The sequence below is a fragment of the Pseudomonas sp. GW821-FHT02A08 genome (assembly GCF_059422045.1).
The window spans coordinates 76,017-101,333 of record NZ_JBWKWD010000012.1 but is presented as its reverse complement, the minus strand read 5'-3'; the positions used below and the strand labels follow the sequence as shown (position 1 = coordinate 101,333).

The window sequence follows — 25,317 nt, the reverse complement described above, 5'->3', positions numbered from 1 at the left end:
GCCATTCTGCCGCGGCACTATGCCGCAGCAGAAAAGGTCTTTCCAGGGGGCTTAGTGAGCCTCATCCCAGTTATTTCCAACACCCACTTCGACCAGCAACGGCACGTCAAGTTTCGCTGCTTCGCTCATGTGCACGCGAATTTCATCGCGAACCTGGTCGACCAGGTCTTCACGCACCTCGAGCACCAGTTCATCGTGCACCTGCAAGATGACTTTGGCGTCGAGGCCCGACGCGGTCAGCCAGTTATCCACCGCGACCATGGCTTTTTTGATGATGTCCGCCGCGGTGCCTTGCATCGGTGCGTTGATCGCCGTGCGTTCGGCGGCGGCGCGCTCTTGCGGCTTGTTGGAGTTGATGTCCGGCAGGTACAGGCGACGGCCGAAGAACGTCTCGACATAACCTTGTTCGGCGGCCTGGGCACGCGTGCGGTCCATGTACTGACGAACGCCCGGGTACCGGGCGAAGTAGGTATCGATGTAGGCCTTGGCGGTCTTGGTGTCGACGCCGATGTCCTTGCCGAGCTTCTGCGCGCCCATGCCGTAGATCAGGCCGAAGTTGATTGCCTTGGCACTGCGGCGCTGGTTGGAGGTCACGTCGGCCAGTTCGACCTTGAACACCTCGGCGGCGGTCGCGGTGTGTACGTCCAGATTGTGGCGGAAGGCGTTCATCAGCCCTTCATCCCGGGACAGGTGCGCCATGATCCGCAGTTCGATCTGCGAATAGTCCGCCGCCAGCAGCTTGTAACCGGCTGGAGCCACGAAGGCCTGGCGGATGCGACGCCCTTCGGCGGTGCGCACCGGGATGTTCTGCAGGTTCGGATCACTGGAGGACAGCCGCCCGGTGGACGCTACCGCCTGGTGATACGAGGTATGGATCCGCCCGGTACGCGGGTTGATCTGCTCCGGCAGACGGTCGGTGTAGGTGCTTTTCAGTTTGCTCATGGAGCGGTATTCCATGAGCACTTTCGGCAGTCGATAGTCGTCTTCTGCCAGTTTGGCCAGCACTTCTTCGGCAGTGGACGGCTGACCCTTGGCGGTTTTCTTCAACACCGGCAGGCCGAGCTTCTCGTAGAGGATCACGCCAAGTTGCTTGGGCGAACCGAGGTTGAATTCCTCGCCGGCAATCTCGAAGGCTTCACGCTCCAGCGCCACCATCTTGTCGCCCAGTTCGATGCTTTGCACGCCTAGCAAGGCGGCGTCGACGAATGCGCCCTGGCGCTCGATACGCGCCAATACCGGCACCAACGGGATTTCGATGTCGGTCAGCACGCTGGCCAGGCTCGGAATGGCCGAGAGCTTTTCGAACAGGGCATGGTGCAAACGCAAGGTGATATCCGCATCTTCGGCGGCATAAGGCCCGGCCTGTTCCAGGGCGATCTGATCGAACGTCAGCTGCTTCACGCCTTTGCCGGCGATGTCCTGGAAACTCACCGTGGTGTGGTCCAGATACTTCTGCGCCAGGCTGTCCATGTCATGGCGGGTGGCCGTGGAATTGAGCACGTAGGACTCAAGCATGGTGTCGAAGGCGATGCCACGTACGGTAATACCGTTGTCCTGATCGCCGCCGATGGCGCAGTTGGCCAGGATGTTCATGTCGAACTTGGCGTGCTGGCCGACCTTGAGCTTGTCCGGGTCCTCCAGAATCGGCTTGAGCGCGCGCAGGACCGTGTCGCGGTCCAGTTGCTGCGGCACGCCGATGTAGGAATGGGTCAAAGGGATGTAGGCCGCTTCGTTGGCCTGAACCGCGAACGACAGCCCCACCAGTTGCGCCTGCTGCGCGTCGATGCCGGTGGTTTCAGTGTCGAAGGCAAACAGCTTGGCGTTGTTCAGTTTTTCCAGCCAGGCATCGAACCGCGCCTGATCGAGGATGGTTTCATAGGCGGCTTCAGCAGCGGCGGCCGGTGCTTCGGCCTCTGGTTCGCTGAACAGATCGACGGCCGGTGCAGGCTCGGCGGCAGCGCTCAGTTCCAGGCGTTTGGCGTCGCGATCAAGGTCGTTCAGCCAGCTCTTGAACTCCAGCAGGCTGTACAACTCGTAGAGTTTCGCCGGATCTTCAGGACCCATTTGCAAGTCGTCGAGCCCAACGTCCAGCGGCACGTCGACCTTGATGGTCGCCAGCTGATAGGAAAGGAAGGCCATTTCCTTGTGCTCTTCGAGCTTGGCCGGCAGGGTCTTGGCGCCACGAATCGGCAGGGTCGGCACGATGTCGAGTTGCGCATAGAGCTCGGTCAGGCCGCCGTTCACACCGACCAGCAGGCCGGAAGCCGTCTTCGGACCGATGCCCGGAACGCCCGGGATGTTGTCGGAAGAATCGCCCATGAGCGCCAGATAATCGATGATCTGCTCCGGAGCGACGCCGAATTTCTCCTTCACGCCCTCCACGTCCATGCTGCTACCGGTCATGGTGTTGACCAAGGTAATGTGACCGTCGACCAGTTGCGCCATGTCCTTGTCGCCCGTGGAGATGATCACCGGACGATCCGCCGCCGCGCTGCTGCGGGCCAGGGTGCCGATCACGTCATCGGCCTCGACGCCTTCGACGCACAGCAGCGGGAAGCCCAGGGCGATCACGCTCTGGTGCAGCGGCTCGATCTGCACGCGCATGTCGTCGGGCATGCTCGGACGGTTGGCCTTGTATTCGGCGTACATGTCATCGCGAAAAGTCCCACCCTTGGCGTCGAACACCACGGCGAACGGACTGTCCGGATATTGCTTGCGCAGGCTCTTGAGCATGTTCAGCACGCCCTTGACCGCGCCGGTCGGCAGGCCTTTGGACGTGGTCAACGGCGGCAGCGCGTGAAAGGCGCGGTACAGGTAAGAAGAACCGTCCACCAGGACGAGGGGGGCTTGGCTCATGAGCAGGATCAACCTTTTCGGCGGGTCCGGCGCTAGAATAGCGGGACCGTTGACGACAAAGGGACAAGGTTATCATGCGCACACTAAATCGCCTGTTGCTGGCTGGCTTGTTTGCAATCGCACCATTGGCCGTCATGGCGGCGGATGATGCGCCGTCGGCAGACCCGGATGTGACCATTCGCACGGAAGGCGATAAAACCATCCAGGAATACCGGCAAAACGGCTTTTTGTACGCCATCAAGGTCACCCCAAAGGTTGGCAAACCGTATTTCCTGGTGCGTGCGGATGGCTCGGAGGGAAACTTCATCCGCTCTGATTACCCGGATATGCTGATTCCGGCGTGGGAAATTTTTAAGTGGTAAGTCGTCCTTAACTTTAATCGGCGCTGGCTCAACAGCGGCGCCCGTACTGGCAGTTTAAAAATGTCTGTGTTCACCCCCCTGGCTCGGCCCGAGCTGGAAGCTTTTCTCGCCCCTTATGGCCTCGGCCGCCTGCTTGATTTCCAGGGGATTGCCGCCGGTAGCGAAAACACCAATTTCTTTATCAGCCTGGAGCAGGGCGAGTTTGTCCTGACCCTTGTCGAGCGCGGCCCGGTTCAGGAAATGCCGTTCTTCATCGAACTGCTCGACGTGCTGCACGGCGCCGACCTGCCGGTGCCGTACGCCTTGCGCACCACCGACGGCGTGGCCTTGCGCGAACTGGCGGGAAAACCTGCGTTGCTGCAACCGCGCCTGGCCGGCAAGCACATCAAGCAAGCCAACGCGCAACATTGCGCGCAGGTGGGCGAGTTGCTCGGCCATCTGCACCTGGCGACCCAGGCCAATATGATCAAGCGCAAAACCGATCGTGGCCTGGACTGGATGCTGGAAGAGGGTACGCAGTTTTTGTCGCACCTCGGTGCCGAACAGAAAGACTTGCTGCAACGGGCGCTTGAAGAAATCACCCGACAGAAAGAAAAAATCCTGGCACTGCCGCGGGCGAACATTCACGCCGACCTGTTCCGCGACAACGCGATGTTCGAAGGCACGCACCTGACCGGGCTGATCGATTTCTACAACGCCTGCTCCGGGCCGATGCTCTACGACGTGGCGATTGCCTTGAACGACTGGTGCTCGGACGACGATGGCGTGATCGACGGACCGCGAGCGCGGGCCTTGCTCGGCGCTTACGCGGCCTTGCGACCGTTCACCGCCGCCGAAGCCGAGTTGTGGCCGACCATGCTGCGGGTGGCTTGCGTACGGTTCTGGTTGTCACGCTTGATCGCGGCAGAGTCGTTCGCCGGGCAGGATGTGTTGATTCACGATCCGATGGAGTTCCAGTTGCGCCTGGCGCAGCGGCAGACGGTCAATACGCTGTTGCCTTTCGCCCTTTAAAGCAAGGATCGCAGCCTTCGGCAGCTCCTACAGAGATCGGTGTAGGAGCTGCCGCAGGCTGCGATCTTTTGTTACAGCGGTTACAACGACTCCAGACACCCCGCCAGATCATTCCCCAGTTTCTCCAACACCTGCTCATAGCCCTGAGCGGTCGCTGGCGTATACCCGCCCAGCGCATCCAGCTCAGCCAGCTTCACCGGTAAACCCGCCACCAGGGTTTCCGCCAGGCGCGGCCGCAGCGGCGGTTCGCTGAACACGCAGGTCTTGCCGACTTCCTGCAACCGCGCGCGCATTGCCGCGACATGCTGGGCACCGGGTTGGACTTCGGCCGCGACGCTGAACACACCCACGTGCTTGAGGCCGTAGGCGTCTTCGAAGTAGTTGAAAGCTTCGTGGAACACGAAGTAGGGCTTGCCTTGAACGTCGGCCAGGCGTTTCTTCAGACGCGCATCCAGTGCATCGAGACGCTCGTCGAAGGCTTTCAGATTGCTCTGATAGCGCGCGGCATTGTCAGGATCGGCGGCACTCAGGTCAGCCGCCATTTTCGTGGCGATGACCCGGGCGTTGACCGGCGACAGCCACAGGTGCGCATCCAGGCTGCCCGGACGGTGATCGTGGTCATGTTCGTCGGCTTCTTCAGCGTGGGAGTGGCTATCTTCGGCAAAGCGGCGCAGTTTCATGCCCGGCAAATCCTGCACGGCGACGTTGGGCAACGTACGACCATTGAGCACCCGTGGCAGGAAGCCTTCCATGTCCGGACCGATCCAGTACAACAGGTCCACCGATTGCACCTTGCGCACGTCGGAAGGGCGCAACGCATAGTTATGCGGCGAGGCACCCGGTGGCAGCAAAACCTCGGGGATCGCCACGCCGTCCTGCACCGCCGCGGCGATCAATTGCAGAGGCTTGATGCTGGTAAGGACCTTGACCTCGGCCTGCGCCGGACCGATCAGCAGAAAACTTGCGATAAATGCGACAAAAACAGAAAAAAGTCGGGACACGATGACCACTCGAAGAGGCGAGAACGGGTAACATAATAACGTCTCTCACAAACCTCGTCGCCGCTCATGCTAAAAACACCGATCGCCAGCCGCCCCCACGACCACTCACATTGCGTTCACAGCGCTTTGTCCGAGGCCGATGCCCTGTGCGCACGTCAAGGCCTGCGCCTGACCGCGTTGCGCCGGCGAGTGCTGGAACTGGTGTGGCAAAGCCACAAGCCCCTGGGGGCCTACGACATTCTCGCGGTCCTCAGCGAGCAGGACGGCCGCCGTGCCGCGCCGCCGACGGTGTACCGCGCGCTGGATTTCCTGCTGGAAAACGGCCTGGTCCATCGGATTTCCTCGCTCAACGCCTTCATTGGCTGCAATCACCCGGAACATGCTCACCAGGGTCAGTTCCTGATCTGCCGTGTGTGCCACGCCGCGATCGAGCTTGAGCAAAAATCCATCAGCGACGCGATCATCGCCAGCGCTCGGGATGTCGGGTTTGTCGTCGAAGGCCAGACCGTCGAAGTGGTCGGTCTCTGCTCGGGTTGCCAGGGGGCTTGATGAGCAACGCGCTGATCCGTCTTGAGCAGGTTGCCGTCACGTTCGCCGGGCAACCGGTGCTGGACAACATTGAGCTGAGCGTCGAGCCGGGGCAGATCGTTACCCTGATCGGCCCCAACGGCGCCGGCAAAACCACCTTGGTTCGTGCCGTGCTCGGCCTGTTGAAACCAGACAGCGGCAGCGTCTGGCGCAAGCCGAAACTGCGGGTCGGTTACATGCCGCAAAAACTTCATGTCGACCCGACCCTCCCGCTATCGGTCCTGCGATTCTTGCGCCTGGTGCCGGGCGTGGACCGTGCGATGGCCTTGGCGGCACTCAAGGAAGTCGGCGCCGAACAGGTGATCGACAGCCCGGTGCAAAGCGTTTCCGGTGGCGAAATGCAACGCGTGTTACTGGCCCGGGCCTTGTTACGCGAGCCGGAACTGCTGGTACTCGACGAGCCGGTACAGGGTGTCGACGTGGCCGGCCAGGCTGAGCTATACAGCCTGATCACTCGCCTGCGCGACCGTCACGGTTGCGGCGTGCTGATGGTCTCCCACGATTTGCATCTGGTGATGAGCACCACGGACCAGGTGGTTTGCCTTAATCGTCACGTCTGCTGTTCCGGCCATCCCGAGCAGGTCAGCGGCGATCCGGCGTTCGTCGAGCTGTTCGGAAAGAACGCACAAAGCCTGGCGATTTATCACCACCATCACGACCACGCCCACGACTTGCATGGTTCGGTGGTCAAGGCGCCCGCGTCGGGCCAACCCCATGTTCACGGAGATAGCTGCAAGCATGGCTGATTTTCTGCTCTACGCCCTGCTTGCAGGCCTGGCCCTGGCCGCCGTCGCAGGCCCGCTGGGGTCTTTCGTGGTCTGGCGGCGCATGGCCTATTTCGGCGACACCTTGTCCCACGCGGCATTGCTCGGTGTGGCCTTGGGCTTCCTGCTGGATGTCAGCCCGACCGTTGCCGTCACCGTAGGCTGCTTGCTGTTGGCGGTGATGCTGGTGACCTTGCAACAACGCCAGCCGCTGGCGTCCGACACGCTTTTGGGAATTCTCGCACCCAGCACGCTCTCTCTAGGCTTGGTGGTACTAAGCTTCATGCACGAAGTGCGGATCGACCTGATGGCTTACCTGTTCGGTGACTTGCTGGCGATCAGCCCGACCGATCTGGCCTGGATCCTTGGCGGCAGCGCTGCGGTACTGCTCTTGCTGGTTGCGTTGTGGCGCCCATTGCTGGCGATCACGGTGCACGAAGAACTGGCCAGGGTCGAAGGCCTGCCGGTGGCGGGATTGCGCCTGGCCCTGATGCTGTTGATCGCCGTAGTGATCGCCGTGGCGATGAAAATCGTCGGGGTATTGCTGATCACTTCGCTGCTGATCATCCCGGCGGCTGCGGCACAACGTCACGCCCGCTCGCCGGAGCAGATGGCACTGGGCGCGAGCCTGCTGGGCATACTCGCCGTGTGTGGCGGGCTGGCGTTGTCCTGGTTCAAGGACACCCCGGCCGGCCCGTCGATTGTAGTGACGGCCGCCGCGCTATTTCTGCTGAGTTTTGTTCTGCCCCGTCGAGGGGTGTAGACTTGCTCGTTTTTTGCGCAAATAGAGAGTCGCAGGAATGAAGTCGTTCGCCTCCCGTTATCTGCTCCTTGTCGCATTTTCTTTGCTGCTGGGCGCCTGCCAAAGCACGCCATCGCAAGCCACCAAGGCCGCCGATGCACGTGCCATGGCCATCGTGCAGCTGGAGCAAAACATCGCCAGCGACGAGCTGGCCATTGCCGAAGACCAATTGGCAGCCTTGCAGGCCGAATCGCCCAACGATGCTTCCCTTGAGCAATACCAGCGGCAACTGGCCGAGGCCTATCTGCGCCGCAGCCAGACCGTACTGCAAAAGGGTGACGTGGATGCCGCCGCGACTGCCCTGAGCCGTGCCCGCGCGCTAATGCCCAAGGCTCCGGCACTGACCGGCGGAGTCAACGGCTCGATTGCCCAGGCGCGCAAGGCCGAGCTGGAAAAAGCCGAAGCCGCCCTCAAGGCTGCCGAAGCCAAGCCAAAAGCCAAGGTTATCGACCTGACGGCAGAGAGCACCACGGTCGTGCTGAATATCAACGATATGGGAAAGCTACGTCGCCAACTGGATGCCATCGCCGCCGATGTGGTGAGTTTTCAGTGCGACGTGAGCATTCAGGCTCCACGCACCAACGATTACCCTTGGCTGGCTAACTTGCTGACCAAACGGGTGAAAAAGCTCGATCCCGAGTTTGATCTGAACCTGGAGCGGCAGATTTTGCGCAGTGTTCCGGCGCAGATGGTTCTGAGCCCGCGTAACCCCTGAAAAGCTTCGTCGGAACGCCGCCCGGAGCAAGCCCGCTCCCACAATGTCCGAGTTAGCCACAAAGTAAGTGACCAACCCGGAGCCCTGTGGGAGCGGGCTTGCCCGCGAAGGCGTCCTGTCTGGCAGTAAAGCTCTCAGACCGGAATCGCCTTGGCCTTCGCCTCCCGTCCCCAAATTCAGCCGTTCCTTTTTCCTGACCTTTGATCGCGTTATTGCCAAATGACAGGACAAATGCGAAATAAATGCTAAGAACCTCTATACGGACAGGCTAAAATGCGCGCCCGGCTAACCGCTGATCCTTTTCTAACGCGCCCCACAAGGTTCGCTACGTGATCGAGTTTCAAAACGTCCATAAAACCTACCGCGTCGCCGGTAAGGAAATCCCCGCCCTGCATCCGACCAGTCTGACGATTGAGAACGGGCAGGTTTACGGCTTGATCGGTCATTCCGGCGCAGGAAAAAGTACCCTGCTGCGTCTGATCAATCGCCTGGAAAACGCCAGCGGCGGCAAGATCATCGTCGACGGTGAAGAAGTCACCGCTCTCGACGCCAACGGCCTGCGTCGCTTCCGTCAGCAGGTCGGGATGATTTTCCAGCACTTCAACCTGCTGGCTTCCAAGACTGTCGCCGACAACGTGGCGCTGCCGCTGACCCTGGCCGGCGAATTGTCGCGCAGCGAGATCGATGCGCGCGTGGCCGAGTTGCTGGCGCGAGTCGGGTTGTCCGACCACGCCAGGAAATACCCGGCGCAATTGTCCGGCGGGCAGAAGCAGCGTGTCGGCATTGCCCGCGCCCTGGCGACCAAGCCGAAAATCCTGCTGTGCGACGAAGCCACCAGCGCCCTCGACCCGCAAACCACCGCATCGGTCCTGCAATTGCTGGCCGAGATCAACCGCGAGCTGAAACTGACCATCGTCTTGATCACCCACGAGATGGACGTAATTCGCCGGGTCTGCGACCAGGTAGCCGTGATGGACGCCGGCGTGATCGTCGAGCAAGGCTCGGTGGCCGAAGTGTTCCTGCATCCGAAGCACCCGACCACCAAACGCTTCGTGCAGGAAGACGAGCAGATCGACGAAAGCGAACAGCGTGACGACTTCGCTCACGTGCCGGGGCGCATCTTGCGTCTGACCTTCCAGGGAGAAGCAACCTACGCGCCTCTGCTGGGCACTGTCGCCCGGGAAACCGGTGTGGACTACAGCATCCTGGCCGGTCGTATCGACCGCATCAAAGACATTCCCTACGGGCAACTGACCCTGGCCGTGACCGGCGGTGACATGGAAGCGGCCTTTGCCCGCTTCACCGCAGCCGACGTCCACATGGAGGTGCTGCGCTAATGGAAGCCCTGACAAGTTTCTTCGCCAATATCGACTGGTTCGAAATCTGGCTGGCCACCGGCGACACCCTGCTGATGCTCGGCGGTTCGCTGCTGTTCACTGTGCTGCTCGGCTTACCCTTGGGGGTGTTGTTGTTCCTGTGCAGCCCGCGCCAGTTGCTGGAAGCCAAAGGCGTCTACGCGATGTTGTCGCTGGTGGTGAACATCCTGCGTTCGCTGCCGTTCATCATCCTGTTGATCGTGATGATTCCGTTCACCGTGTTGATCACCGGCACGTCCCTGGGTGTCGCCGGTGCGATCCCGCCGCTGGTGGTGGGTGCCACGCCATTCTTCGCCCGCCTGGTGGAAACCGCCCTGCGTGAAGTGGATCGCGGCATCATCGAAGCGACCCAGGCCATGGGCGCGACCACGCGACAGATCATCACCAACGCCTTGCTGCCGGAGGCTCGTCCGGGCATCTTCGCGGCGATTACGGTGACAGCTATTACACTGGTGTCCTACACGGCGATGGCCGGTGTCGTCGGCGCCGGTGGTCTGGGTGACTTGGCGATCCGCTTCGGCTACCAGCGTTTCCAGACCGATGTGATGGTGGTGACCGTGGTGTTGCTGCTGGTACTGGTCCAGGTACTGCAAACCGTTGGCGACAAATTGGTTGTGCATTTCTCCCGTAAATAAAGACATGAGCCGGCCATTCGCTGGCAGGCGCCGGTAATCGGCGCCGCACAAGGAGTTAGCTGAATGAAAAAACTACTCGTGGCCTTCGCGGCCGTTGCGGCATTCTCTGCCCACGCTGAAACCCTGACCGTCGCGGCCACTCCGGTTCCGCATGCCGAGATCCTCGAATTCGTGAAGCCGGCCCTGGCCAAAGAAGGTGTGGACCTGAAGGTCAAGGTATTCACCGACTACATCCAGCCGAACGTGCAGGTCGCGGAAAAACACCTCGACGCCAACTTCTTCCAGCACCAGCCGTACCTGGATGAGTTCAACAAGGCCAAGGGCACCCACCTGACTTCCGTGGCCGGTGTGCACCTGGAGCCCCTGGGCGCTTACTCCAGCAAGTACAAGACCATTGCCGAACTGCCTGGCGGTGCCAACGTGGTGATCCCGAACGACGCCACCAACGGCGGCCGCGCACTGTTGCTGATGGCCAAGGCCGGCCTGATCAAGTTGAAGGATTCGAACAACATCCTGTCGACCGTCAAGGACATCACCGAGAACACCAAGGACCTGAAAATCCGCGAACTGGAAGCCGCGACCATCCCGCGCGTACTGACCCAGGTCGACCTGGCGCTGATCAACACCAACTACGCGCTGGAAGCCAAGCTCGATCCGGCCAAGGACGCGCTGTTCATCGAAGGTAGCGATTCGCCTTACGTGAACATTCTGGTGGCTCGCCCGGATGACAAGGACAGCGACGCGATGAAGAAACTGGTTGCTGCCCTGCACAGCCCGGAAGTGAAAACGTTCATTCTCGAGAAGTACAAAGGCGCGGTGGTGCCGGCGTTCTGATTGAACTGCTAGTGCGTAATGCCAATCAGTTCGCTACGCCTTCCTTGTAGCAGCTGCCGAAGGCGGCGTCCGGCTGCGCAGCAGTCGTAAATCCGGCTCGCACGATCTCTCTGACGTACTGCGAACTCTGATTTTACGACTGCTGCGCAGCCGGACGCAGGCTACGCCAGCTGCTACAGATTGCGTTGTGGCTTAACTGATCGGCATTACGCCAAGTGCGTCCCCTTTTTTGTGCCTTGAAATATAGGCCCGCTCCCACAGGATTTTGTGTCACTTAGTTGCGCTTGAGCATCACCGGCAACTGCGCCACCAGCTTCGCATTGTTCAACGGCGCCCGAATAAACCCGCGCTGGGTGCCATCCGGCCCGATCACCGCGAGGTTGCCGCTGTGGTCGACGGTGTAGTTCGGCTTGCTGGTGTCCGCAGGAATGAATGGAATGCTCACCGCGTTGGCGATCGTTTGCAGCTCATCGGTTGACGCCGGGGTCAGGCCAACAAACTGCGGATCGAAGTAGCCCAGGTACTGCTTGAGCTGCTTGGGCGTATCGCGATTGGGGTCGATGCTGACCAGCACGATCTGCAATTTATCCACAGCCTCGGGCGGCAACTCGCTCTTGATCTGTCGCAGCTGGGCAAGGGTGGTCGGGCAGATGTCCGGGCAGAAGGTGTAGCCGAAGAACAGCAGGCTCCACTTGCCTTTCAATTCATTGATCGCGACCGGTTGGCCGTCCTGGTTGGTCATCGTCACGTCCGGCAGATTACGGCTCTGCGGCAGCAAGATGATGCCGGCGTCGATCAGCGCCGTTGGATCGCCCTGGTTCTTCCCGGACAGCACCTTGTTGACAGTCAGGCCCAGGATCAGTGCGACGAGGGCGACGAGTATGAAGACGGTTTTCTGGGTTCGAGTCATAGGTTCAACAGTAAGTAGTGGTCTACGAGCAGGGCGATAAACAGCAGGAACAAGTAGTAGATAGAGTACTTGAACGTATTGATCGCCGCGTGCGGCCGAGTGCCACGGTACAGCACCACGGCCCATTGCAGAAACCGCGCACCCAGCCCGAGCGCGCAGACCAGGTAGAGCGTGCCGCTCATGTGGATCACATAAGGCATCAGGCTGACGGCAAGCAATGCAAAGGTATAAAGCAGGATGTGAATCTTGGTGTAGTGCTCGCCATGGGTGACCGGCAGCATCGGGATGTCGGCCTTGGCGTATTCTTCTTTGCGATGGATCGCCAGCGCCCAGAAGTGTGGCGGGGTCCAGGCGAAGATGATCAGCACCAGCAGCAGGGGTTCGGCGCTGACGTGACCGGTGGCGGCGGTCCAGCCAAGCAACGGCGGCGCGGCACCGGCCAGACCACCGATGACGATGTTCTGCGGTGTCGCGCGCTTGAGGAATCCTGTGTAGACCACTGCGTAACCGAGCAACGAGGCGAGGGTCAGCCACGCAGTCAACGGGTTGGTGAACGCCAGCAGCATGGCTTGCCCCAGGACCGCCAATACCAGCGCGAACGTCAGCGCGGAGGTCGGCGAAACCCGGCCTTCGGCGAGCGGCCGTTTGTGGGTGCGCGCCATCACCGCGTCGATGCGCCGGTCCACCACATGATTGACCGCCGCCGCGCCACCGGCGCACAGGGCGATGCCCAGGTTGCCGAAAATCAGCACCGTCCACGGCACTCCGGCGCGGGTCGCGAGGAACATCCCCACCAGTGAAGTGATGAGCATCAGCACCACGACTTTGGGCTTGGTCAGTTCCAGGTAGTCACGCCAGATCGCCTGACTGGGACGTTCGCCGATCAGAATCGCCATGGCATCTCTCCTTTTATTGTTATAGGCCCGGCTGAGTGTTTACGCGGGCTGAAGTGCCAGCGCGCTTGCTTGACCCGGACCAGACTGGTTCGGGCGTGGTAATTGACCAGCACCATGGTCAGCAACAGCGCCGCGCCGCCCGCGTTATGCGCGACGGCCACCGGCAGCGGCAGATGGAACAGCACGTTGCTGATGCCCAGGGTGATTTGTGCGCCGAGGGCGATCAACACCAGGCCTGCCAGGCGCGTCATGCCGACTGCTTTCAGTTGCCAGGCCAGACCGAGCAGCACCAGGGTCACCAGCAGGGCGCCGATACGGTGAGTCAGGTGAATCGCAGTACGGGCATCGCTGTCCAGTTGCCCGCCGAGGTAGTTCGGGCCGATGTGCTGGGTCAGGTGAAAGCCGTTGGCGAAGTCCGCCGGTGGCAACCACTGGCCGTGGCAAGTCGGGAAGTCGATACAGGCCACCGCGGCATAGTTGGAACTGACCCAGCCCCCGAGGGCGATTTGCCCGATCACCAGCAGCAGCCCCGCCGTCGCCCAGTGCTGCAAACGTCGTGGCACGGTCAGCGCCGGCAGTACGCCGGACAGGCGTAAGGTCAACAGAAACAACAGGCTCAAGGTCGCGAAGCCGCCAAGCAAATGCCCGGTGACCACCTGCGGCCAGAGCTTGAGCGTTACCGTCCACATGCCGAACGCGGCCTGTCCAAAAACTACCGCCAACAGAAACAACGGCAACTTCACCGGCTGCCCGGGATGGCGGCGATGCACCCACGCACGACCGGCCAACACCGCGATCAACAGCCCAAGCGTACCGGCGAAGTAGCGGTGGACCATCTCGTTCCAGCCTTTGTGGGCCTCGACCGGAGCGTCCGGGAAATGCAATTCGGCATGGGCCAGCTGGGCTTCGCTTTTCGGCACGCTGATGAAGCCATAGCAGCCCGGCCAGTCCGGGCAGCCGAGGCCGGCGTGGGTCAGGCGGGTGTAGGCACCGAGCAACACCACAATCAGTGCCAGCAAGGTGGCAAACAACGCGAGGCGAAATCCAGGCTTGGCCATGACGATGCCCTTATCCGATGTTCGACAGTTTCAGCAGGTGGCGCAGATCGTTGAGCAGGTCTTTGCCCTTCACCGACGGGTCGTAGCGCAGCACCAGATTGCCGTGGGGGTCGATGATCCACAGATGCGGCGCGTCATTGCTCTGAGCGCCTTTCGTGTAGGCAGGCAAGTCCAGTGAATAGCGTTGCAACTGCGGGTACTCGCGTTGAAGTTTAGTCTCGTAATCGCTGTTCAGCGTCTGCGCGGCGGCCAATGCATGGCTGGCGCGGGACGCATCGCGGCCCAGGCCGATCTGAATTTGCCGCGCCAGATAGACCAGTTGCTGGCAGTCCACCGCGCAATCCTTGGGCGCGGTCACCAGTATCTGCCAACGCTCTTCCTGGGCCTGCACGCCGATGTCCGCGCGGGTCTGACCGTTGCCGATCAGTTCGCCGTGATAACTGCGGCCCTCGGGCACCCAGAAATTCAGCTTGTACATGCCGGTGGCGAGGATCATTGGACCGATCACCCCGAGCAGGATCAGCAGCAATTGCATACGGCCCTTGCGCCGGTTCACCGAAGGTTTCGCCTCAGACATGCTGGGTGGATTCATGGCCGCTCCCATGGTGTTTCTCCTTTGCGTTGTGCCAGCCGAGATAGAGATAAAGACCGAACAGGGCGATCGCCATGGCGAACCACTGCACGGCATAAGCGATGTGTTTTTCCGGCCCCATGGCGACTACGGGCCAGTCGGCCTGATAGGTGACGGGGCCGGTTTTGGTGCGCAGTTCATAGGCAAAGCCTTCGCGATTCAGTGCTGTCCAGAGCTTGTCTGGCTCAACGGCTGTAATCAGCTTCGGCCATGTCAACGTTGCGGGATCTGCGTGCAATTGGAACGTCGCCCCAGGGGAGACGTAGACCCACGCGTCGAGGCTTACAGCCTCGGTGGGCGTCTTGAATTGCGGTGGTGTTCGGCGCTCCGGCCAAGGCAACCAGCCACGATTGACCAGCACCCAAAGCCCGCTGGCCTGATCGTGAAAGGGTTGTAAGAGCTCGACGCCGACCCTGCCGTTGCGTTGACTGTTATCCAGCAGCAGGCTGTGTTCGGCATCGAACTGGCCGTACAGGTGAACCCGACGGAAGGCCGGGTCTGTCGTGTGTTGCAGTTCGGTGCTGGCCATCGGCTTAGCGGCCCGGCGCTCGGCGTAGGTTTGCAGCAGCGCGCTTTTCTCCGCGCCCCGGCTCAATTGCCAGAACCCCAGGGACACCAGTAGCGGCAGCAACAGCGCCACCACCAGCGTTGGCACGATACCCGGCCGAAAACGCTTCATGGCATCGCCAGAAAGTCGGTCATCGCGATAGCTATACTCAAGTGCATCGCTTATCCCCCCGGAGTCTCACCATGCTCAAAGCAGCCATCGTCCTGATGCTGATTGCCACGGTTGTCAGCCTGTTCAGCGGCCTGTTTTTTCTGGTCAAGGACGACAGCCGCTCAAACCGCCTCGTCATTGCCTTGAGTGTGCGTGTCACTCTGGCCGCCATTACCCTGGGTCTGATCACCTGGGGGTTTTTCAGCGGCCAGCTGGTTTCCCATGCCCCCTGGTAGCTGCCGCTTTAGAGCACGTAGACGAAGACAAACAGCCCGATCCACACCACATCCACGAAGTGCCAGTACCAGCTCGCCGCTTCGAAAGCGAACTGGTGCTCGTTGTCGAAGTGTCCGCGCATGATCCGCACCAGCATCACGAACAGGATGATGGTGCCGATGGTGACGTGGGCGCCGTGGAACCCGGTGAGCATGAAGAAAGTCGCGCCGTAGATGCCCGAACCCAGGGTAAGGCCCAGTTCGTGGTAGGCGTGAATGTACTCTTCGGCCTGGAAGGTGAGGAACGCACAGCCGAGTAATACGGTGAGCAACAGCCAGAGTTTCAGTGCGCCGCGATGCCCCTTTTTCAAGGCATGGTGGGCGATGGTCACGGTCACGCTGGAACTCACCAGCAACACGGTGTTGAGCAACGGCAGGCCCCAAGGGCTGATGACCTCCTTGGGTGGCGGAAACAGTTTCGAGTCGGGATTGCTCAGCAGCGGCCAGGTGAACTGGAAGTTCGGCCACAGCATGTGCGCAATGCCTTTGGCGCCTTCACCGCCGAGCGCCGGCCCGGAGATATGACGGACATAAAACAGCGCGCCAAAAAAGGCGATGAAGAACATCACCTCCGAAAAAATGAACCAGCTCATGCCCCAGCGGAACGAGCGATCCATCTGTGCGCTGTACAAGCCGCCGCGACTTTCCTTGATCACCGTGCCGAACCAGCCGAACAGCATGTAGGCCACCATCAGCCCGCCGACGAAAAAGATCAGCGGCCCGTGGGATTCCGGACGCGCTGCTTTCAGATCATTGAACCAGGTGGCCAGGCCAAACACCGTGACGAACATCCCGACCGTGGCGATGATCGGCCATTTGCTCTGGGCCGGAACGTAATAATGTTCATGAGTTGCCATTTATTGTTCTCCTTATCGGGCACGCTCAACCGCCAGTGTTTACAGCTACCGGAGGATGTCGGGCGGTGATATCGAACAGCGTGTAGGACAGCGTCAGGTGCTTCACATCCTTGGGCATGTCACGGTCAACGATGAAACGTACCGGCATCTCGATCCGCTGACCGGGCTGCAGCACCTGCTGGGTAAAACAGAAGCATTCGGTCTTGTGGAAGTACGCCGCCGCGGTGCTCGGCGCAATGCTCGGCACGGCCTGGGCACTCATCGGCTTATCGGTGGGGTTGTAAGCGATGAAGATCATCTCGTTCACCGCCCCCGGGTGAGCGGTCAGCTCATCACTCTTGGGATAGAAATCCCAGGTCATGTCGGCGGAGTTGGTTGACAGAAACTGCACGCGAACCTGCCGCGAGGCGTCGACTGTTTGCTCGCCTTCGTACTGCCCGCCGGTCTTGCCATTGATACCGAAGGCCTTGCACATCACGTCGTAAATCGGCACCAGGGCAAAGCCGAACACAAACATTGCCACCACCACGGTCAGCAGGCGGGTGACCAGTTTCTTCATCGAAATCGAATCAGCCATGATTTCTAACCTCCACCGAGAACCCTGTGGGAGCGGGCTTGCTCGCGAAGCAGGCGCTGCGGTTTAACAGAAACACCGCGTCATCGTTCTTCGCGAGCAAGCCCGCTCCCACAAATGCCAGAGTTTTCATTTCACTTCCGGCGGCGTGGTGAAGGTGTGATACGGCGCCGGCGACGGGATACTCCACTCCAGACCTTCAGCCCCATCCCACGGCTTGGCCGGTGCCGGCGCGCCACCGCGAATGGTCTTGATCACGATGAACAGGAAGAAGATCTGCGTGGCGCCGAACATGAATGCGCCGATCGACGACACCATGTTGAAATCGGCGAACTGCAGGTTGTAGTCCGGAATCCGTCGCGGCATGCCCGCCAGCCCCACAAAGTGCATTGGGAAGAAGGCCAGGTTCATGCCGATGAACGACAGCCAGAAATGCAGCTTGCCGAGGGTTTCGTCGTACATGTGGCCGGTCCATTTCGGCATCCAGTAATAGGCCGAGGCGAAGATCCCGAAGATCGCCCCCGGCACCAGCACGTAATGGAAGTGCGCGACCACGAAGTAGGTGTCCTGGTACTGGAAGTCCGCCGGGGCGATGGCCAGCATCAACCCGGAGAAACCGCCAATGGAGAACAGGATCACGAACGCCACGGCAAACAGCATCGGCGTCTCGAACGTCAGCGAGCCCTGCCACATGGTGCTGGCCCAGTTGAACACCTTCACGCCCGTCGGCACCGCAATCAGCAGCGTGGCGTACATGAAGAACAGCTCGCCCACCAGCGGAATGCCGACCACGAACATGTGGTGCGCCCAGACGATGAACGACAGGAACGCGATACTCGCCGTGGCGTAGACCATTGAGGTGTAGCCGAACAGTGGCTTGCGCGAAAAGGCCGGAATGATCGAGCTGACGGCGCCGAACGCCGGCAGGATCATGATGTACACCTCGGGGTGACCGAAGAACCAGAACACATGCTGGAACAGTACCGGGTCTCCGCCACCGGCGGCACTGAAGAAACTGGTGCCGAAGTGGATGTCCATCAGCATCATCGTCACGCAACCGGCCAGTACCGGCATCACCGCGATCAGCAGGAACGCGGTGATCAGCCAGGTCCAGACGAACAGCGGCATTTTCATCAGCGTCATGCCGGGGGCGCGCAGGTTGAGGATGGTGGCGATCACGTTGATCGCGCCCATGATCGAACTGATCCCCATCAAGTGGATCGCGAAGATGAAGAAGGTCACGCTTTCCGGCGCGTAGGTCGTCGACAGCGGTGCATAGAACGTCCAGCCGAAGTTCGGCCCGCCACCGGCGGTGAACAGGGTCGACACCAACAGCAGGAACGCCGCTGGCAACAGCCAGAAGCTGAAGTTGTTCATCCGCGGCAGGGCCATGTCCGGCGCGCCGATCATCAGCGGGATCATCCAGTTGGCGAGGCCGACGAAGGCCGGCATCACCGCACCGAAGACCATCACCAGACCGTGCATGGTGGTCATCTGGTTGAAAAATTCCGGCTGGACGATCTGCAGCCCCGGCTGGAACAGCTCGGCGCGAATCACCATCGCGAACGAACCGCCAAGCAGGAACATGGAGAATGCAAACCACAGGTACAGCGTACCGATGTCCTTGTGGTTGGTGGTCAGCACCCAGCGCATCAGGCCTTTGGCGGGGCCGTGGGCGTGGTCGGTGGCGGTATGAACATGTTCATCGATTACAGCAGTCATGTCCTGTCTCCTGCAAACAGATGGGCTGGGCAGGCCGGGGTGCGTAGCCCCGACCGGTTCCTTACGTGCGCAATAGACCGGGTCATTTGCTTTCCGCCTGTTTCAGCTCCAGCACTTCTTTAGGCGTGACCATGTCGCCCTTGTTGTTGCCCCAGGCATTACGTTCATAGGTCACGACTGCCGCGATATCGACTTCCGAGAGTTGTTTGCCGAACGCGGCCATGGCGGTGCCAGGCTTGCCGTGGAAGACAATGCTCAGGTGAGCGTCTTTTGGCCCGGTGGCGATCTTCGAGCCCTTGAGCGCCGGGAACATCGGCGGCAGGCCCTGGCCTTCGGCCTGGTGACAGGCCACGCAGGTGGTGTGATAGACCTTGTCGCCGCGATCCTTGAGCTCGTCCAGGGTCCATTCCTTGCTGGTCAGCTCTTTGAGTTGCGCGGCCTCGACCTTGCGATCGGCCAGCCATTTTTCGTAATCGGCCTTTTCCTTGACCTCGACCACGGTCGGCATGAAGCCGTGATCCTTGCCGCACAACTCGGCGCACTGACCACGGTAGATGCCGGGCTTGTCGACGCGGGTCCAGGCTTCATTGACGAACCCGGGAATCGCATCGCGCTTGACCGCGAAAGCCGGCACCCACCAGGAGTGGATCACGTCGGCGGAGGTCACCAGAAAGCGCACTTTGGCGCCGACCGGCAGCACCAAAGGCTTGTCGACTTCGAGCAGGTAGTGCTCGCCCTTGGCTTCCTTGTTGTGGATCTGATCCTGGGGGGTGGTCAGGTTGCTGAAGAACTCGACGTCCTGGCCCAGGTATTTGTAGTGCCACTTCCACTGATAGCCGGTGATCTGGATATCGATTTCCGGCTCGCTGGCGTCGTACATCTTGATCAGGGTCGCGGTAGCGGGAATCGCCATGGCCACCAGGATCAGGAAGGGCACGATGGTCCAGAGGATTTCGACGGTGGTGCTTTCATGAAATTTGGCGGCCACCTGCCCGGTCGAGCGGCGGTGGAGAATCATCGACCAGAACATGGCACCAAATACGATGATGCCGATCACCACACAGATCCAGAAAATGATCATGTGCAGGTCGAATACTGCGTGACTGATTTCAGTCGCTCCAGGCGCCATATTCACAGTCCAGGCCGCTTGTGCCTGACTGAAAATCGACCACAACAGGAGGCCCATCCAGACATGTGGATGTCGCATCATTGCGGGTTCCCCTTATCGTTCTTGTTATCCCGCCGGCTTTCACCTGCGGCAAGGGAGCGGCTGCATCAGACTACGAACTTGAGCACCGGGCCTTGCTGCATATGCAGTCGGGCGTCATCAGCTAACTCCATTCCAACCCGAGTATAGACAGCGACTCTCACCTCGCAATGCGAAGGCGTAAATGATCTGAAACAGCATTAACTTGCGTTGCAGGGCACGAATGGAGAAGGATGCAGACGAGTGGTGGCAAACCGATATAACGGAGCCGTCTCAAGGATGAAATAATTATGACAAATGCGTCTTAGCATTTTTCGTAAGCCAGCTAAGTTATGTCTTCCCTATTTCATTGCCTTGTTTCCTGGAGTTTTCATGAACACCGCCGCATTGCGCGAGCAGATCCAAAAAGCCCAACAACACGAAGCCGAGACCGGTCTGCTGACGCGTCAGCTGGAAAGTAAATTGCCTCATCTGCACCCGGCGATCCAGTTGCCGGAGGCCGATACCAACGGTGTACTGACACGATTTGTCGCCGCCTACATCGAAGAAGTGCCCGATCTGCTGGATGCAGCCAATGAAGTCGCCAGGGAAGCGGGCATTGAGTCACAGATCAAACCGGTGTTGAATATCGCCGAGCAGTACTTCCTCCAGCCGCCAGCCATCATGGCCGGCCATGTCGGGCTCGACAGCCTGCTGGATGAAGCCTATCTGGCGCACCGGTTTGTCGAAGAGGTCAACGACCTGTACATCAAACATTTCGGCCAGCCACTGATCCCCTTGGACATGACTGTCGCCAACCTGATTGCTCACCAATTGATCGGTGAGTCGTTCGCCAACCAACTGGACGAAGTGGTGCATCACGCCATCGACGAGATGCTCAACGACGAAAGCTTCGCACTGGAGTCAGTGGAAGCCTACCGCGAGAAGCTCAACAGCCCGGACACGGGTGTCGCGTGGAAACGCTGGCCGTGCATGTCCCGCCGTTTGGGCGTAGGCCTGGAACTGGATCAGCCGGCGGCTTGATCCACCGGTAAACACAATCCCCTGTGGGAGCGGGCTTGCTCGCGAATGCGGTTAACCATTCAGCATATGAGTTGGCTGATCCACCGCTTTCGCGAGCAAGCCCGCTCCCACACTGTTATCTACCCAGCCGCACCGACGCCGGTGTTCGTCCGCCCCCGTCCCTCAAGCCGACGCTTCAATCCCCGCGATTCAATCAACAGCTTCGACCCCTTGGCTGCATTCGCCCGCCCCCATTCCTCCAGCAGCTCCAGACACGAGTGATCGATGTAGCTCAGGTTATTGAGCGGCACATGCACCGTCGCGCCATGTGGAATGCTGCCCAGCACCTGGGTCAGCGCCGGTACTTTGAGGAAGGTCGCAGCGCCCACCAGACGCAATTCCATTTCCCCTTCCCGGGGCAGGTCGATAAGGCTGATTTTCAACCGTGAAGCTTTCAGCGCCAGTTTCACCAGCGTCAGGCCGAAGCCAATCAGTACGCCAGTCAGCAAGTCCGTGAAAACGATGGCCAGCGCGGTTGCCGCGTAGGTGAACATCGGCGCCCGACCATATCGTCCCAAGCCACGGAAGACCTTGAGATCCACCAGCTTGAAACCGGTATAAACCAACACGCCCGCCAGGCTCGCTACCGGAATGCTTTGCAGCACGCTGGACAGCAACAGTACGAACGCCAACAACCACAGGCCGTGGAAAATGGTCGAAAACCGCGTCGTTGCACCGGCCTGAACATTCGCTGAACTGCGTACGATAACGCCGGTCATCGGCAACGCCCCAAGCAGGCCACACAGCATGTTGCCGATACCTTGCGCCGATAATTCCCGGTCGAAGTCCGAACGCTGGCCACTGTGCATGCGATCAACCGCAGCGGCTGAGAGCAGGGTTTCGGCGCTGGCGATGAAGGCCACGGCAAACGCCGCGATCAGCAGGGTCGGATCCGCCAGGTTGAGCAGATCCGCCGGTTTCAGCCAGTCGATGGCCTCCGTCAGGTTGGCCGGAACCTCGACCCGTTTGACCGGCAACGCCAGCACCAGGCTGGCAAGCGTAGCCAGACCGACGCCGAGTAGCGCGCCAGGAACGAAGCGCAGGGATTGCGGACGGAATCTCTCCCACAGCCACATGACAGCGATCGTCGACAAACCGAGCAATCCGGCTTGCCAGCCAAACGTGGGCAACGCTTGGGCCAGCGCCGCCGGGAAGGCCGCCAGGTTATCCAGGCCCGAGGGTTTGGGCACGGCATCGAGCATCACATGTACCTGAGACAGGATGATCAGCACACCAATCCCCGCCAGCATGCCGTACACCACCGCAGGGGCCGTCACCCGAAACCAGCAACCCAGCTTCAAACGACCGGCCAACAGTTGCAGCAAACCGGCCAGCACCAGAATGGGCCCGAGCATGGCGATACCGTGCTGGCGGACCAGTTCGAATACCAGAACGGCCAGGCCCGCCGCCGGGCCGCTGACTTGTAGCGGCGAGCCGGCCAACCAGCCGACCACCAGACCACCGATGATGCCGGTGATCAGACCTTTGGCCGGCGGCAGCCCCGAGGCAATCGCGATGCCCATGCACAGGGGCAAGGCGACCAGAAACACAACCACCGAAGCCAGCAGCTCCCGTGGCAGAACAGCTTTGAGTCGAGCAGCACGCATGGCGAATCTCCCGAAGTTTTCTTCAGGCATGGCAAAGCCAGGCTGCCTGAACGGCAGTCTCGGCTGAACCACACAACGTTTTAGGAGGGTTTAGAAGCGCGCTTTGGGCGTCGCCACTGGAATTGGCAGGCTGCCATTGAGCGGCAGGAAACAACCTTGATCGGCGTCGTACGCTTTGATTTCGCTGGTTTCGATGTTGTAGACCCAGCCGTGAATAAATAGCTGACCGTTGGCCATGCGCGAAGCCACCGATGGATGGGTGCGCAGATGCTGCAATTGGGCGATCACATTCTCTTCGGTGAGGATGTGCATGCTTTCGCTTTCGCTAGAGCAGTTGCAGTTCTCCTGCACCATGGTCTTGGCTACTTCGGCATGACGCAGCCAGGCTTTGACCGTGGGCATTTTTTCCAGACTGTCCGGGTTGAGCACCGCGCGCATGGCGCCGCAGTCGGAATGCCCGCAAATGATGATGTGATGCACCCCCAGAGCCAGTACGGCGTACTCGATGGCCGTTGAAACACCGCCGTTCATTTGCCCGTAAGGCGGCACGACGTTGCCGACGTTACGGGTCACGAACAGGTCGCCGGGGGAGCTCTGGGTAATCAACTCGGGAACGATGCGCGAATCGGCGCAGGCGATGAACATCGCGCGTGGCCGCTGGGCCGTGGCGAGTTTCTTGAAGAGTTCTTCCTGTTGAGGAAAGATCTCATGATGAAAATGCAAAAAGCCGTCAACGATATGCCGCAACGCTGCATCGGCGGTTTCGGCCTCGGGTTGGGCTGAAGCCGACGCAGCCAACGGCTGTTTATCCTTGTCACTCATCAATTCATCCTCATTGGCGGGCTCAGGGAATCTTCCCGTGTGGTCCGGTGTGAAGCCAGTGGCTGGTAAAAAACATCCAGGCCAAACATTTCGACCCATCAGTCACTCGATGAACAAGGTAGCGGCCGAATCTTAATTGAAACTGAATAAAACGCTCTAGAATGCGTGTTCCAGGTCACAAAAAACGTGACCAGCCAAAGGCGTGAGCGCGATCTTCAGTACTCAACCATAGGCCAATTGTCCTCAAATCAACGACATTTGGCGACCGGGCGGACAAAAGGCATTGCAGTCCAGGTCAAAGCCTTCCCGGCGATTGAGCCCCAGTCGCTTGATGGTTTTGGCAAAGCGCTGTGCCAGCAGGTCGGCGAAGGGGCCTTCACCGCGCATTCGAGCACCAAAGCGGCTGTCGTAGAGTTCACCGCCACGGCTCTGGCGAATCAGGCTCAACACATGCGCCGCCCGTTGCGGATAGTGGGCGCCCAGCCATTCTTCGAACAGCGGCGCCACTTCCAGCGGCAGACGCAACATCATGTAAGCAGCACTTTGCGCCCCGGCCGCATGGGCCTCGGTGAGCAAACCTTCAAGTTCACTGTCGTTGATCATCGGAATCATCGGTGAACACAGCACGCCCACCGGAATGCCCGCCTCGCGCATGACCCTGATCGCCCGCAACCGGGCCTTGGGCGCTGCGGCGCGGGGTTCAAGGACGCGTTTGAGTTCGTCGTCCAGTGTGGTCAGGCTGATCATTACCGCCACCAGTCTTTGGCTGGCAAGCTCGGTCAACAGGTCAAGGTCACGAAGAATCAGCGAGCCCTTGGTGACGATGGTCACCGGGTGCCGGTATCGCAGGAGTACCTCGAGGGTTTGCCGGGTGATCTTGTATTCACGCTCGATCGGCTGATACGGATCGGTGTTGGAACCGAGGTTGATCGGTGCACATTGATAGCCACGCTTGGACAGCTGCTCCTCCAGCACATCCGTGGCGTTGGTCTTGGCGATCAGTTTTGTTTCGAAATCCAGCCCTGGTGACATGTCCCAATAGGCGTGACTGGGGCGTGCATAGCAATAAATACAACCGTGCTCGCAGCCGCGATAGGGATTGATCGAACGGTCGAAGGGCAAATCCGGCGATGTGTTACGGGTAATGATGGTTTTCGCCGTTTCAATGCGCACCTCGGTGCCCTGGGTGAGCGGTACTTCCTGGTACCAGCCGTCGTCCTCTGCCACCGAATGGCTGGGGGCGAAGCGGTTGTGCGGGTTGGTCGCGGTGCCGCGGCCACGGGGAGGAAATGGCGTGCGCATGAAAAAACACCCAATGACTGTATGTGCATACAGTACATCGATCAAAACCACTCGACCAGAGCCGTTCGGCACTTTCTAATTATTTGTTATGCACGCTTGCGTGAAGCAACCGGGAGAAACATATAAAGCCTGGCTGTTGCGACAAAACTACATGTACCATTTTTTCGCTGCAAAACATAAACACCGATATTCTATAAAAGGATTTATTTATGTCGTTTTTTAATCGCCGCGGTATCTTTTTGCAAAAACTTGGACCGTCTGTAGTCGACCCCGATGAAGTACTGGTATCGATGCAGTTCGCACTCAAGGAAGAAGGCTGGGATGAAAAAAACTCGGTCGTGACCACCTCTTTGCTGGACTCCACCACGCTGATTGCGTCCTCATACGACGGCGGCCAGTCTTTTAGTATCGGCAGTGTCGACAAAGATATTGATGGTAACGGGACCATCAACTCCGATGATAAGGAAAAACTGCTGGCTCTGGCCAAAGCGTACGCCGGCATTGCGAAACCTTGAACCAAAGGTCCAGGCAAATATATATTTATTAATCAGTCCCGGTCGAAGTTAACAATCGAACGGGGTTGATTTTTTTCGCCTATAACAATGCTCTTTCAATGAACGAGGCTCGATCCTTGATGAATTCATCATCCCGTCAGCTTCACGATTCTTTGACAGCCCTCTCACAGGCCTTTGACCGGGCGTGGCTCATTCTTGCCAGCATCTCCCGTCCCTT

General features: G+C 59.9%; 26 protein-coding genes. 12 read left to right on the top strand and 14 right to left on the bottom strand.

What is annotated here, in order from left to right; all coding sequences use genetic code 11:
* Positions 1 to 51: 51 nt before the first annotated feature.
* Entirely contained in the window at positions 52 to 2,856 is a 2,805-nt protein-coding gene (polA, locus tag AC07W4_RS11500) for a DNA polymerase I (protein ID WP_495032488.1), read from the bottom strand.
* Between the two features lie 74 nt (positions 2,857 to 2,930).
* Here polA and AC07W4_RS11495 point away from each other — a divergent pair, with 74 nt between their 5' ends.
* Together AC07W4_RS11495 and AC07W4_RS11490 are read left to right on the top strand one after the other, a co-directional pair.
* A complete protein-coding gene (locus AC07W4_RS11495) occupies positions 2,931 to 3,218 on the top strand; it encodes a DUF2782 domain-containing protein (RefSeq protein WP_495032487.1) in 288 nt (95 codons plus the stop codon).
* A 60-nt stretch (positions 3,219 to 3,278) separates the two neighbouring features.
* Entirely contained in the window at positions 3,279 to 4,229 is a 951-nt protein-coding gene (locus tag AC07W4_RS11490; RefSeq protein WP_495032486.1) for a homoserine kinase, read from the top strand.
* Between the two features lie 80 nt (positions 4,230 to 4,309).
* On the opposite strand, the gene znuA is transcribed toward AC07W4_RS11490, so the two are convergent.
* Complete coding sequence (gene znuA, locus AC07W4_RS11485) at positions 4,310 to 5,230, bottom strand: zinc ABC transporter substrate-binding protein ZnuA (protein ID WP_495032485.1); 921 nt, start codon at positions 5,228 to 5,230, stop codon at positions 4,310 to 4,312.
* 66 nt (positions 5,231 to 5,296) lie between these two features.
* On the opposite strand from znuA, the gene zur reads away from it, so the two are divergent.
* The 7 genes from zur to AC07W4_RS11450 all read left to right on the top strand — a co-directional run bounded on the left by zur (position 5,297) and on the right by AC07W4_RS11450 (position 10,944).
* On the top strand, positions 5,297 to 5,779 hold the full coding sequence (gene zur, locus AC07W4_RS11480; protein ID WP_008045818.1) for a zinc uptake transcriptional repressor Zur: 483 nt from the start codon (positions 5,297 to 5,299) through the stop codon (positions 5,777 to 5,779).
* Positions 5,779 to 6,564, top strand: coding sequence for a zinc ABC transporter ATP-binding protein ZnuC (gene znuC, locus AC07W4_RS11475; RefSeq protein ID WP_007989407.1), 786 nt, complete (start codon positions 5,779 to 5,781; stop codon positions 6,562 to 6,564). Before zur ends, znuC begins: the two co-directional genes overlap by 1 nt.
* Positions 6,557 to 7,345 carry a zinc ABC transporter permease subunit ZnuB gene (gene znuB / locus AC07W4_RS11470; RefSeq protein WP_495032484.1) on the top strand — a complete coding sequence of 263 codons (789 nt, stop codon included), beginning with the start codon at positions 6,557 to 6,559 and terminating at the stop codon, positions 7,343 to 7,345. The genes znuC and znuB overlap by 8 nt, the downstream gene beginning before the upstream one ends.
* 37 nt (positions 7,346 to 7,382) lie before the next feature.
* Positions 7,383 to 8,099 carry a PA5502 family lipoprotein gene (locus AC07W4_RS11465; RefSeq protein WP_495032483.1) on the top strand — a complete coding sequence of 239 codons (717 nt, stop codon included), beginning with the start codon at positions 7,383 to 7,385 and terminating at the stop codon, positions 8,097 to 8,099.
* 329 nt (positions 8,100 to 8,428) lie between these two features.
* The gene (locus AC07W4_RS11460; protein WP_495032482.1) at positions 8,429 to 9,436 is read left to right on the top strand and encodes a methionine ABC transporter ATP-binding protein; all 1,008 of its coding nucleotides are present in this window, start codon (positions 8,429 to 8,431) and stop codon (positions 9,434 to 9,436) included.
* Positions 9,436 to 10,110: a methionine ABC transporter permease gene (locus tag AC07W4_RS11455; RefSeq protein WP_008002212.1), complete on the top strand. Its 675-nt coding sequence runs from the start codon at positions 9,436 to 9,438 to the stop codon at positions 10,108 to 10,110. The genes AC07W4_RS11460 and AC07W4_RS11455 overlap by 1 nt, the downstream gene beginning before the upstream one ends.
* 63 nt (positions 10,111 to 10,173) lie before the next feature.
* Positions 10,174 to 10,944: a MetQ/NlpA family ABC transporter substrate-binding protein gene (locus AC07W4_RS11450; protein WP_495032481.1), complete on the top strand. Its 771-nt coding sequence runs from the start codon at positions 10,174 to 10,176 to the stop codon at positions 10,942 to 10,944.
* 274 nt (positions 10,945 to 11,218) lie between these two features.
* Here the strand turns inward: AC07W4_RS11450 and AC07W4_RS11445 are convergent, their stop codons facing one another.
* From AC07W4_RS11445 to AC07W4_RS11425, 5 genes are read right to left on the bottom strand one after another with little or no spacing between them, the layout of a single operon-like run.
* Positions 11,219 to 11,854: an SCO family protein gene (locus AC07W4_RS11445; protein ID WP_495032480.1), complete on the bottom strand. Its 636-nt coding sequence runs from the start codon at positions 11,852 to 11,854 to the stop codon at positions 11,219 to 11,221.
* Entirely contained in the window at positions 11,851 to 12,750 is a 900-nt protein-coding gene (cyoE, locus tag AC07W4_RS11440; RefSeq protein WP_495032479.1) for a heme o synthase, read from the bottom strand. The genes AC07W4_RS11445 and cyoE overlap by 4 nt, the downstream gene beginning before the upstream one ends.
* Entirely contained in the window at positions 12,738 to 13,808 is a 1,071-nt protein-coding gene (locus AC07W4_RS11435) for a COX15/CtaA family protein (RefSeq protein ID WP_008045802.1), read from the bottom strand. Before AC07W4_RS11435 ends, cyoE begins: the two co-directional genes overlap by 13 nt.
* A gap of 10 nt (positions 13,809 to 13,818) precedes the next feature.
* Entirely contained in the window at positions 13,819 to 14,412 is a 594-nt protein-coding gene (locus tag AC07W4_RS11430; protein WP_008045800.1) for a PA_0111/PP_0108 family redox-active disulfide protein, read from the bottom strand.
* Positions 14,378 to 15,118, bottom strand: a complete 741-nt coding sequence (locus tag AC07W4_RS11425) for an SURF1 family protein (RefSeq protein ID WP_495032478.1) — start codon at positions 15,116 to 15,118, stop codon at positions 14,378 to 14,380. The genes AC07W4_RS11430 and AC07W4_RS11425 overlap by 35 nt, the downstream gene beginning before the upstream one ends.
* 71 nt (positions 15,119 to 15,189) lie before the next feature.
* Here AC07W4_RS11425 and AC07W4_RS11420 point away from each other — a divergent pair, with 71 nt between their 5' ends.
* Entirely contained in the window at positions 15,190 to 15,393 is a 204-nt protein-coding gene (locus AC07W4_RS11420) for a twin transmembrane helix small protein (protein ID WP_007969817.1), read from the top strand.
* Between the two features lie 8 nt (positions 15,394 to 15,401).
* On the opposite strand, the gene AC07W4_RS11415 is transcribed toward AC07W4_RS11420, so the two are convergent.
* From AC07W4_RS11415 to coxB, 4 genes are all read right to left on the bottom strand, one after another.
* Positions 15,402 to 16,289: a cytochrome c oxidase subunit 3 gene (locus AC07W4_RS11415; protein WP_008045796.1), complete on the bottom strand. Its 888-nt coding sequence runs from the start codon at positions 16,287 to 16,289 to the stop codon at positions 15,402 to 15,404.
* A gap of 25 nt (positions 16,290 to 16,314) precedes the next feature.
* A complete protein-coding gene (locus AC07W4_RS11410; protein ID WP_495032477.1) occupies positions 16,315 to 16,866 on the bottom strand; it encodes a cytochrome c oxidase assembly protein in 552 nt (183 codons plus the stop codon).
* A 126-nt stretch (positions 16,867 to 16,992) separates the two neighbouring features.
* On the bottom strand, positions 16,993 to 18,585 hold the full coding sequence (ctaD, locus tag AC07W4_RS11405) for a cytochrome c oxidase subunit I (protein WP_495032476.1): 1,593 nt from the start codon (positions 18,583 to 18,585) through the stop codon (positions 16,993 to 16,995).
* 82 nt (positions 18,586 to 18,667) lie between these two features.
* Complete coding sequence (gene coxB / locus AC07W4_RS11400) at positions 18,668 to 19,795, bottom strand: cytochrome c oxidase subunit II (RefSeq protein WP_495032475.1); 1,128 nt, start codon at positions 19,793 to 19,795, stop codon at positions 18,668 to 18,670.
* Positions 19,796 to 20,164: 369 nt separating this feature from the next.
* Between coxB and AC07W4_RS11395 the strand changes: the two genes are divergently transcribed.
* Complete coding sequence (locus AC07W4_RS11395; protein ID WP_008045787.1) at positions 20,165 to 20,815, top strand: hypothetical protein; 651 nt, start codon at positions 20,165 to 20,167, stop codon at positions 20,813 to 20,815.
* A 119-nt stretch (positions 20,816 to 20,934) separates the two neighbouring features.
* Here AC07W4_RS11395 and AC07W4_RS11390 read toward each other — a convergent pair whose 3' ends face one another.
* The 3 genes from AC07W4_RS11390 to AC07W4_RS11380 form a co-directional block, all read right to left on the bottom strand.
* The gene (locus tag AC07W4_RS11390; protein ID WP_495032474.1) at positions 20,935 to 22,461 is read right to left on the bottom strand and encodes a SulP family inorganic anion transporter; all 1,527 of its coding nucleotides are present in this window, start codon (positions 22,459 to 22,461) and stop codon (positions 20,935 to 20,937) included.
* 90 nt (positions 22,462 to 22,551) lie between these two features.
* The gene (locus AC07W4_RS11385) at positions 22,552 to 23,283 is read right to left on the bottom strand and encodes a carbonic anhydrase (protein WP_495032473.1); all 732 of its coding nucleotides are present in this window, start codon (positions 23,281 to 23,283) and stop codon (positions 22,552 to 22,554) included.
* A 243-nt stretch (positions 23,284 to 23,526) separates the two neighbouring features.
* Positions 23,527 to 24,585 (bottom strand): PA0069 family radical SAM protein, encoded by a 1,059-nt coding sequence (locus AC07W4_RS11380; RefSeq protein WP_008045784.1) that lies wholly within the window; start codon positions 24,583 to 24,585, stop codon positions 23,527 to 23,529.
* Positions 24,586 to 24,794: 209 nt separating this feature from the next.
* On the opposite strand from AC07W4_RS11380, the gene AC07W4_RS11375 reads away from it, so the two are divergent.
* A complete protein-coding gene (locus AC07W4_RS11375; protein WP_495032472.1) occupies positions 24,795 to 25,100 on the top strand; it encodes a hypothetical protein in 306 nt (101 codons plus the stop codon).
* Positions 25,101 to 25,317 lie beyond the last annotated feature (217 nt).

Excerpts from the sequence above, each read along its gene's own strand:
- polA (WP_495032488.1), bottom strand. The coding sequence starts at position 2,856 with ATGAGCCAAGCCCCCCTCGTCCTGGTGGACGGTTCTTCTTACCTGTAC.
- AC07W4_RS11495 (WP_495032487.1), top strand. The coding sequence starts at position 2,931 with ATGCGCACACTAAATCGCCTGTTGCTGGCTGGCTTGTTTGCAATCGCA.
- AC07W4_RS11490 (WP_495032486.1), top strand. The coding sequence starts at position 3,279 with ATGTCTGTGTTCACCCCCCTGGCTCGGCCCGAGCTGGAAGCTTTTCTC.
- zur (WP_008045818.1), top strand. The coding sequence starts at position 5,297 with ATGCTAAAAACACCGATCGCCAGCCGCCCCCACGACCACTCACATTGC.
- znuC (WP_007989407.1), top strand. The coding sequence starts at position 5,779 with ATGAGCAACGCGCTGATCCGTCTTGAGCAGGTTGCCGTCACGTTCGCC.
- znuB (WP_495032484.1), top strand. The coding sequence starts at position 6,557 with ATGGCTGATTTTCTGCTCTACGCCCTGCTTGCAGGCCTGGCCCTGGCC.
- AC07W4_RS11465 (WP_495032483.1), top strand. The coding sequence starts at position 7,383 with ATGAAGTCGTTCGCCTCCCGTTATCTGCTCCTTGTCGCATTTTCTTTG.
- AC07W4_RS11455 (WP_008002212.1), top strand. The coding sequence starts at position 9,436 with ATGGAAGCCCTGACAAGTTTCTTCGCCAATATCGACTGGTTCGAAATC.
- AC07W4_RS11450 (WP_495032481.1), top strand. The coding sequence starts at position 10,174 with ATGAAAAAACTACTCGTGGCCTTCGCGGCCGTTGCGGCATTCTCTGCC.
- AC07W4_RS11445 (WP_495032480.1), bottom strand. The coding sequence starts at position 11,854 with ATGACTCGAACCCAGAAAACCGTCTTCATACTCGTCGCCCTCGTCGCA.
- cyoE (WP_495032479.1), bottom strand. The coding sequence starts at position 12,750 with ATGGCGATTCTGATCGGCGAACGTCCCAGTCAGGCGATCTGGCGTGAC.
- AC07W4_RS11435 (WP_008045802.1), bottom strand. The coding sequence starts at position 13,808 with ATGGCCAAGCCTGGATTTCGCCTCGCGTTGTTTGCCACCTTGCTGGCA.
- AC07W4_RS11430 (WP_008045800.1), bottom strand. The coding sequence starts at position 14,412 with ATGGGAGCGGCCATGAATCCACCCAGCATGTCTGAGGCGAAACCTTCG.
- AC07W4_RS11425 (WP_495032478.1), bottom strand. The coding sequence starts at position 15,118 with ATGAAGCGTTTTCGGCCGGGTATCGTGCCAACGCTGGTGGTGGCGCTG.
- AC07W4_RS11420 (WP_007969817.1), top strand. The coding sequence starts at position 15,190 with ATGCTCAAAGCAGCCATCGTCCTGATGCTGATTGCCACGGTTGTCAGC.
- AC07W4_RS11415 (WP_008045796.1), bottom strand. The coding sequence starts at position 16,289 with ATGGCAACTCATGAACATTATTACGTTCCGGCCCAGAGCAAATGGCCG.
- AC07W4_RS11410 (WP_495032477.1), bottom strand. The coding sequence starts at position 16,866 with ATGGCTGATTCGATTTCGATGAAGAAACTGGTCACCCGCCTGCTGACC.
- ctaD (WP_495032476.1), bottom strand. The coding sequence starts at position 18,585 with ATGACTGCTGTAATCGATGAACATGTTCATACCGCCACCGACCACGCC.
- coxB (WP_495032475.1), bottom strand. The coding sequence starts at position 19,795 with ATGATGCGACATCCACATGTCTGGATGGGCCTCCTGTTGTGGTCGATT.
- AC07W4_RS11395 (WP_008045787.1), top strand. The coding sequence starts at position 20,165 with ATGAACACCGCCGCATTGCGCGAGCAGATCCAAAAAGCCCAACAACAC.
- AC07W4_RS11390 (WP_495032474.1), bottom strand. The coding sequence starts at position 22,461 with ATGCGTGCTGCTCGACTCAAAGCTGTTCTGCCACGGGAGCTGCTGGCT.
- AC07W4_RS11385 (WP_495032473.1), bottom strand. The coding sequence starts at position 23,283 with ATGAGTGACAAGGATAAACAGCCGTTGGCTGCGTCGGCTTCAGCCCAA.
- AC07W4_RS11380 (WP_008045784.1), bottom strand. The coding sequence starts at position 24,585 with ATGCGCACGCCATTTCCTCCCCGTGGCCGCGGCACCGCGACCAACCCG.
- AC07W4_RS11375 (WP_495032472.1), top strand. The coding sequence starts at position 24,795 with ATGTCGTTTTTTAATCGCCGCGGTATCTTTTTGCAAAAACTTGGACCG.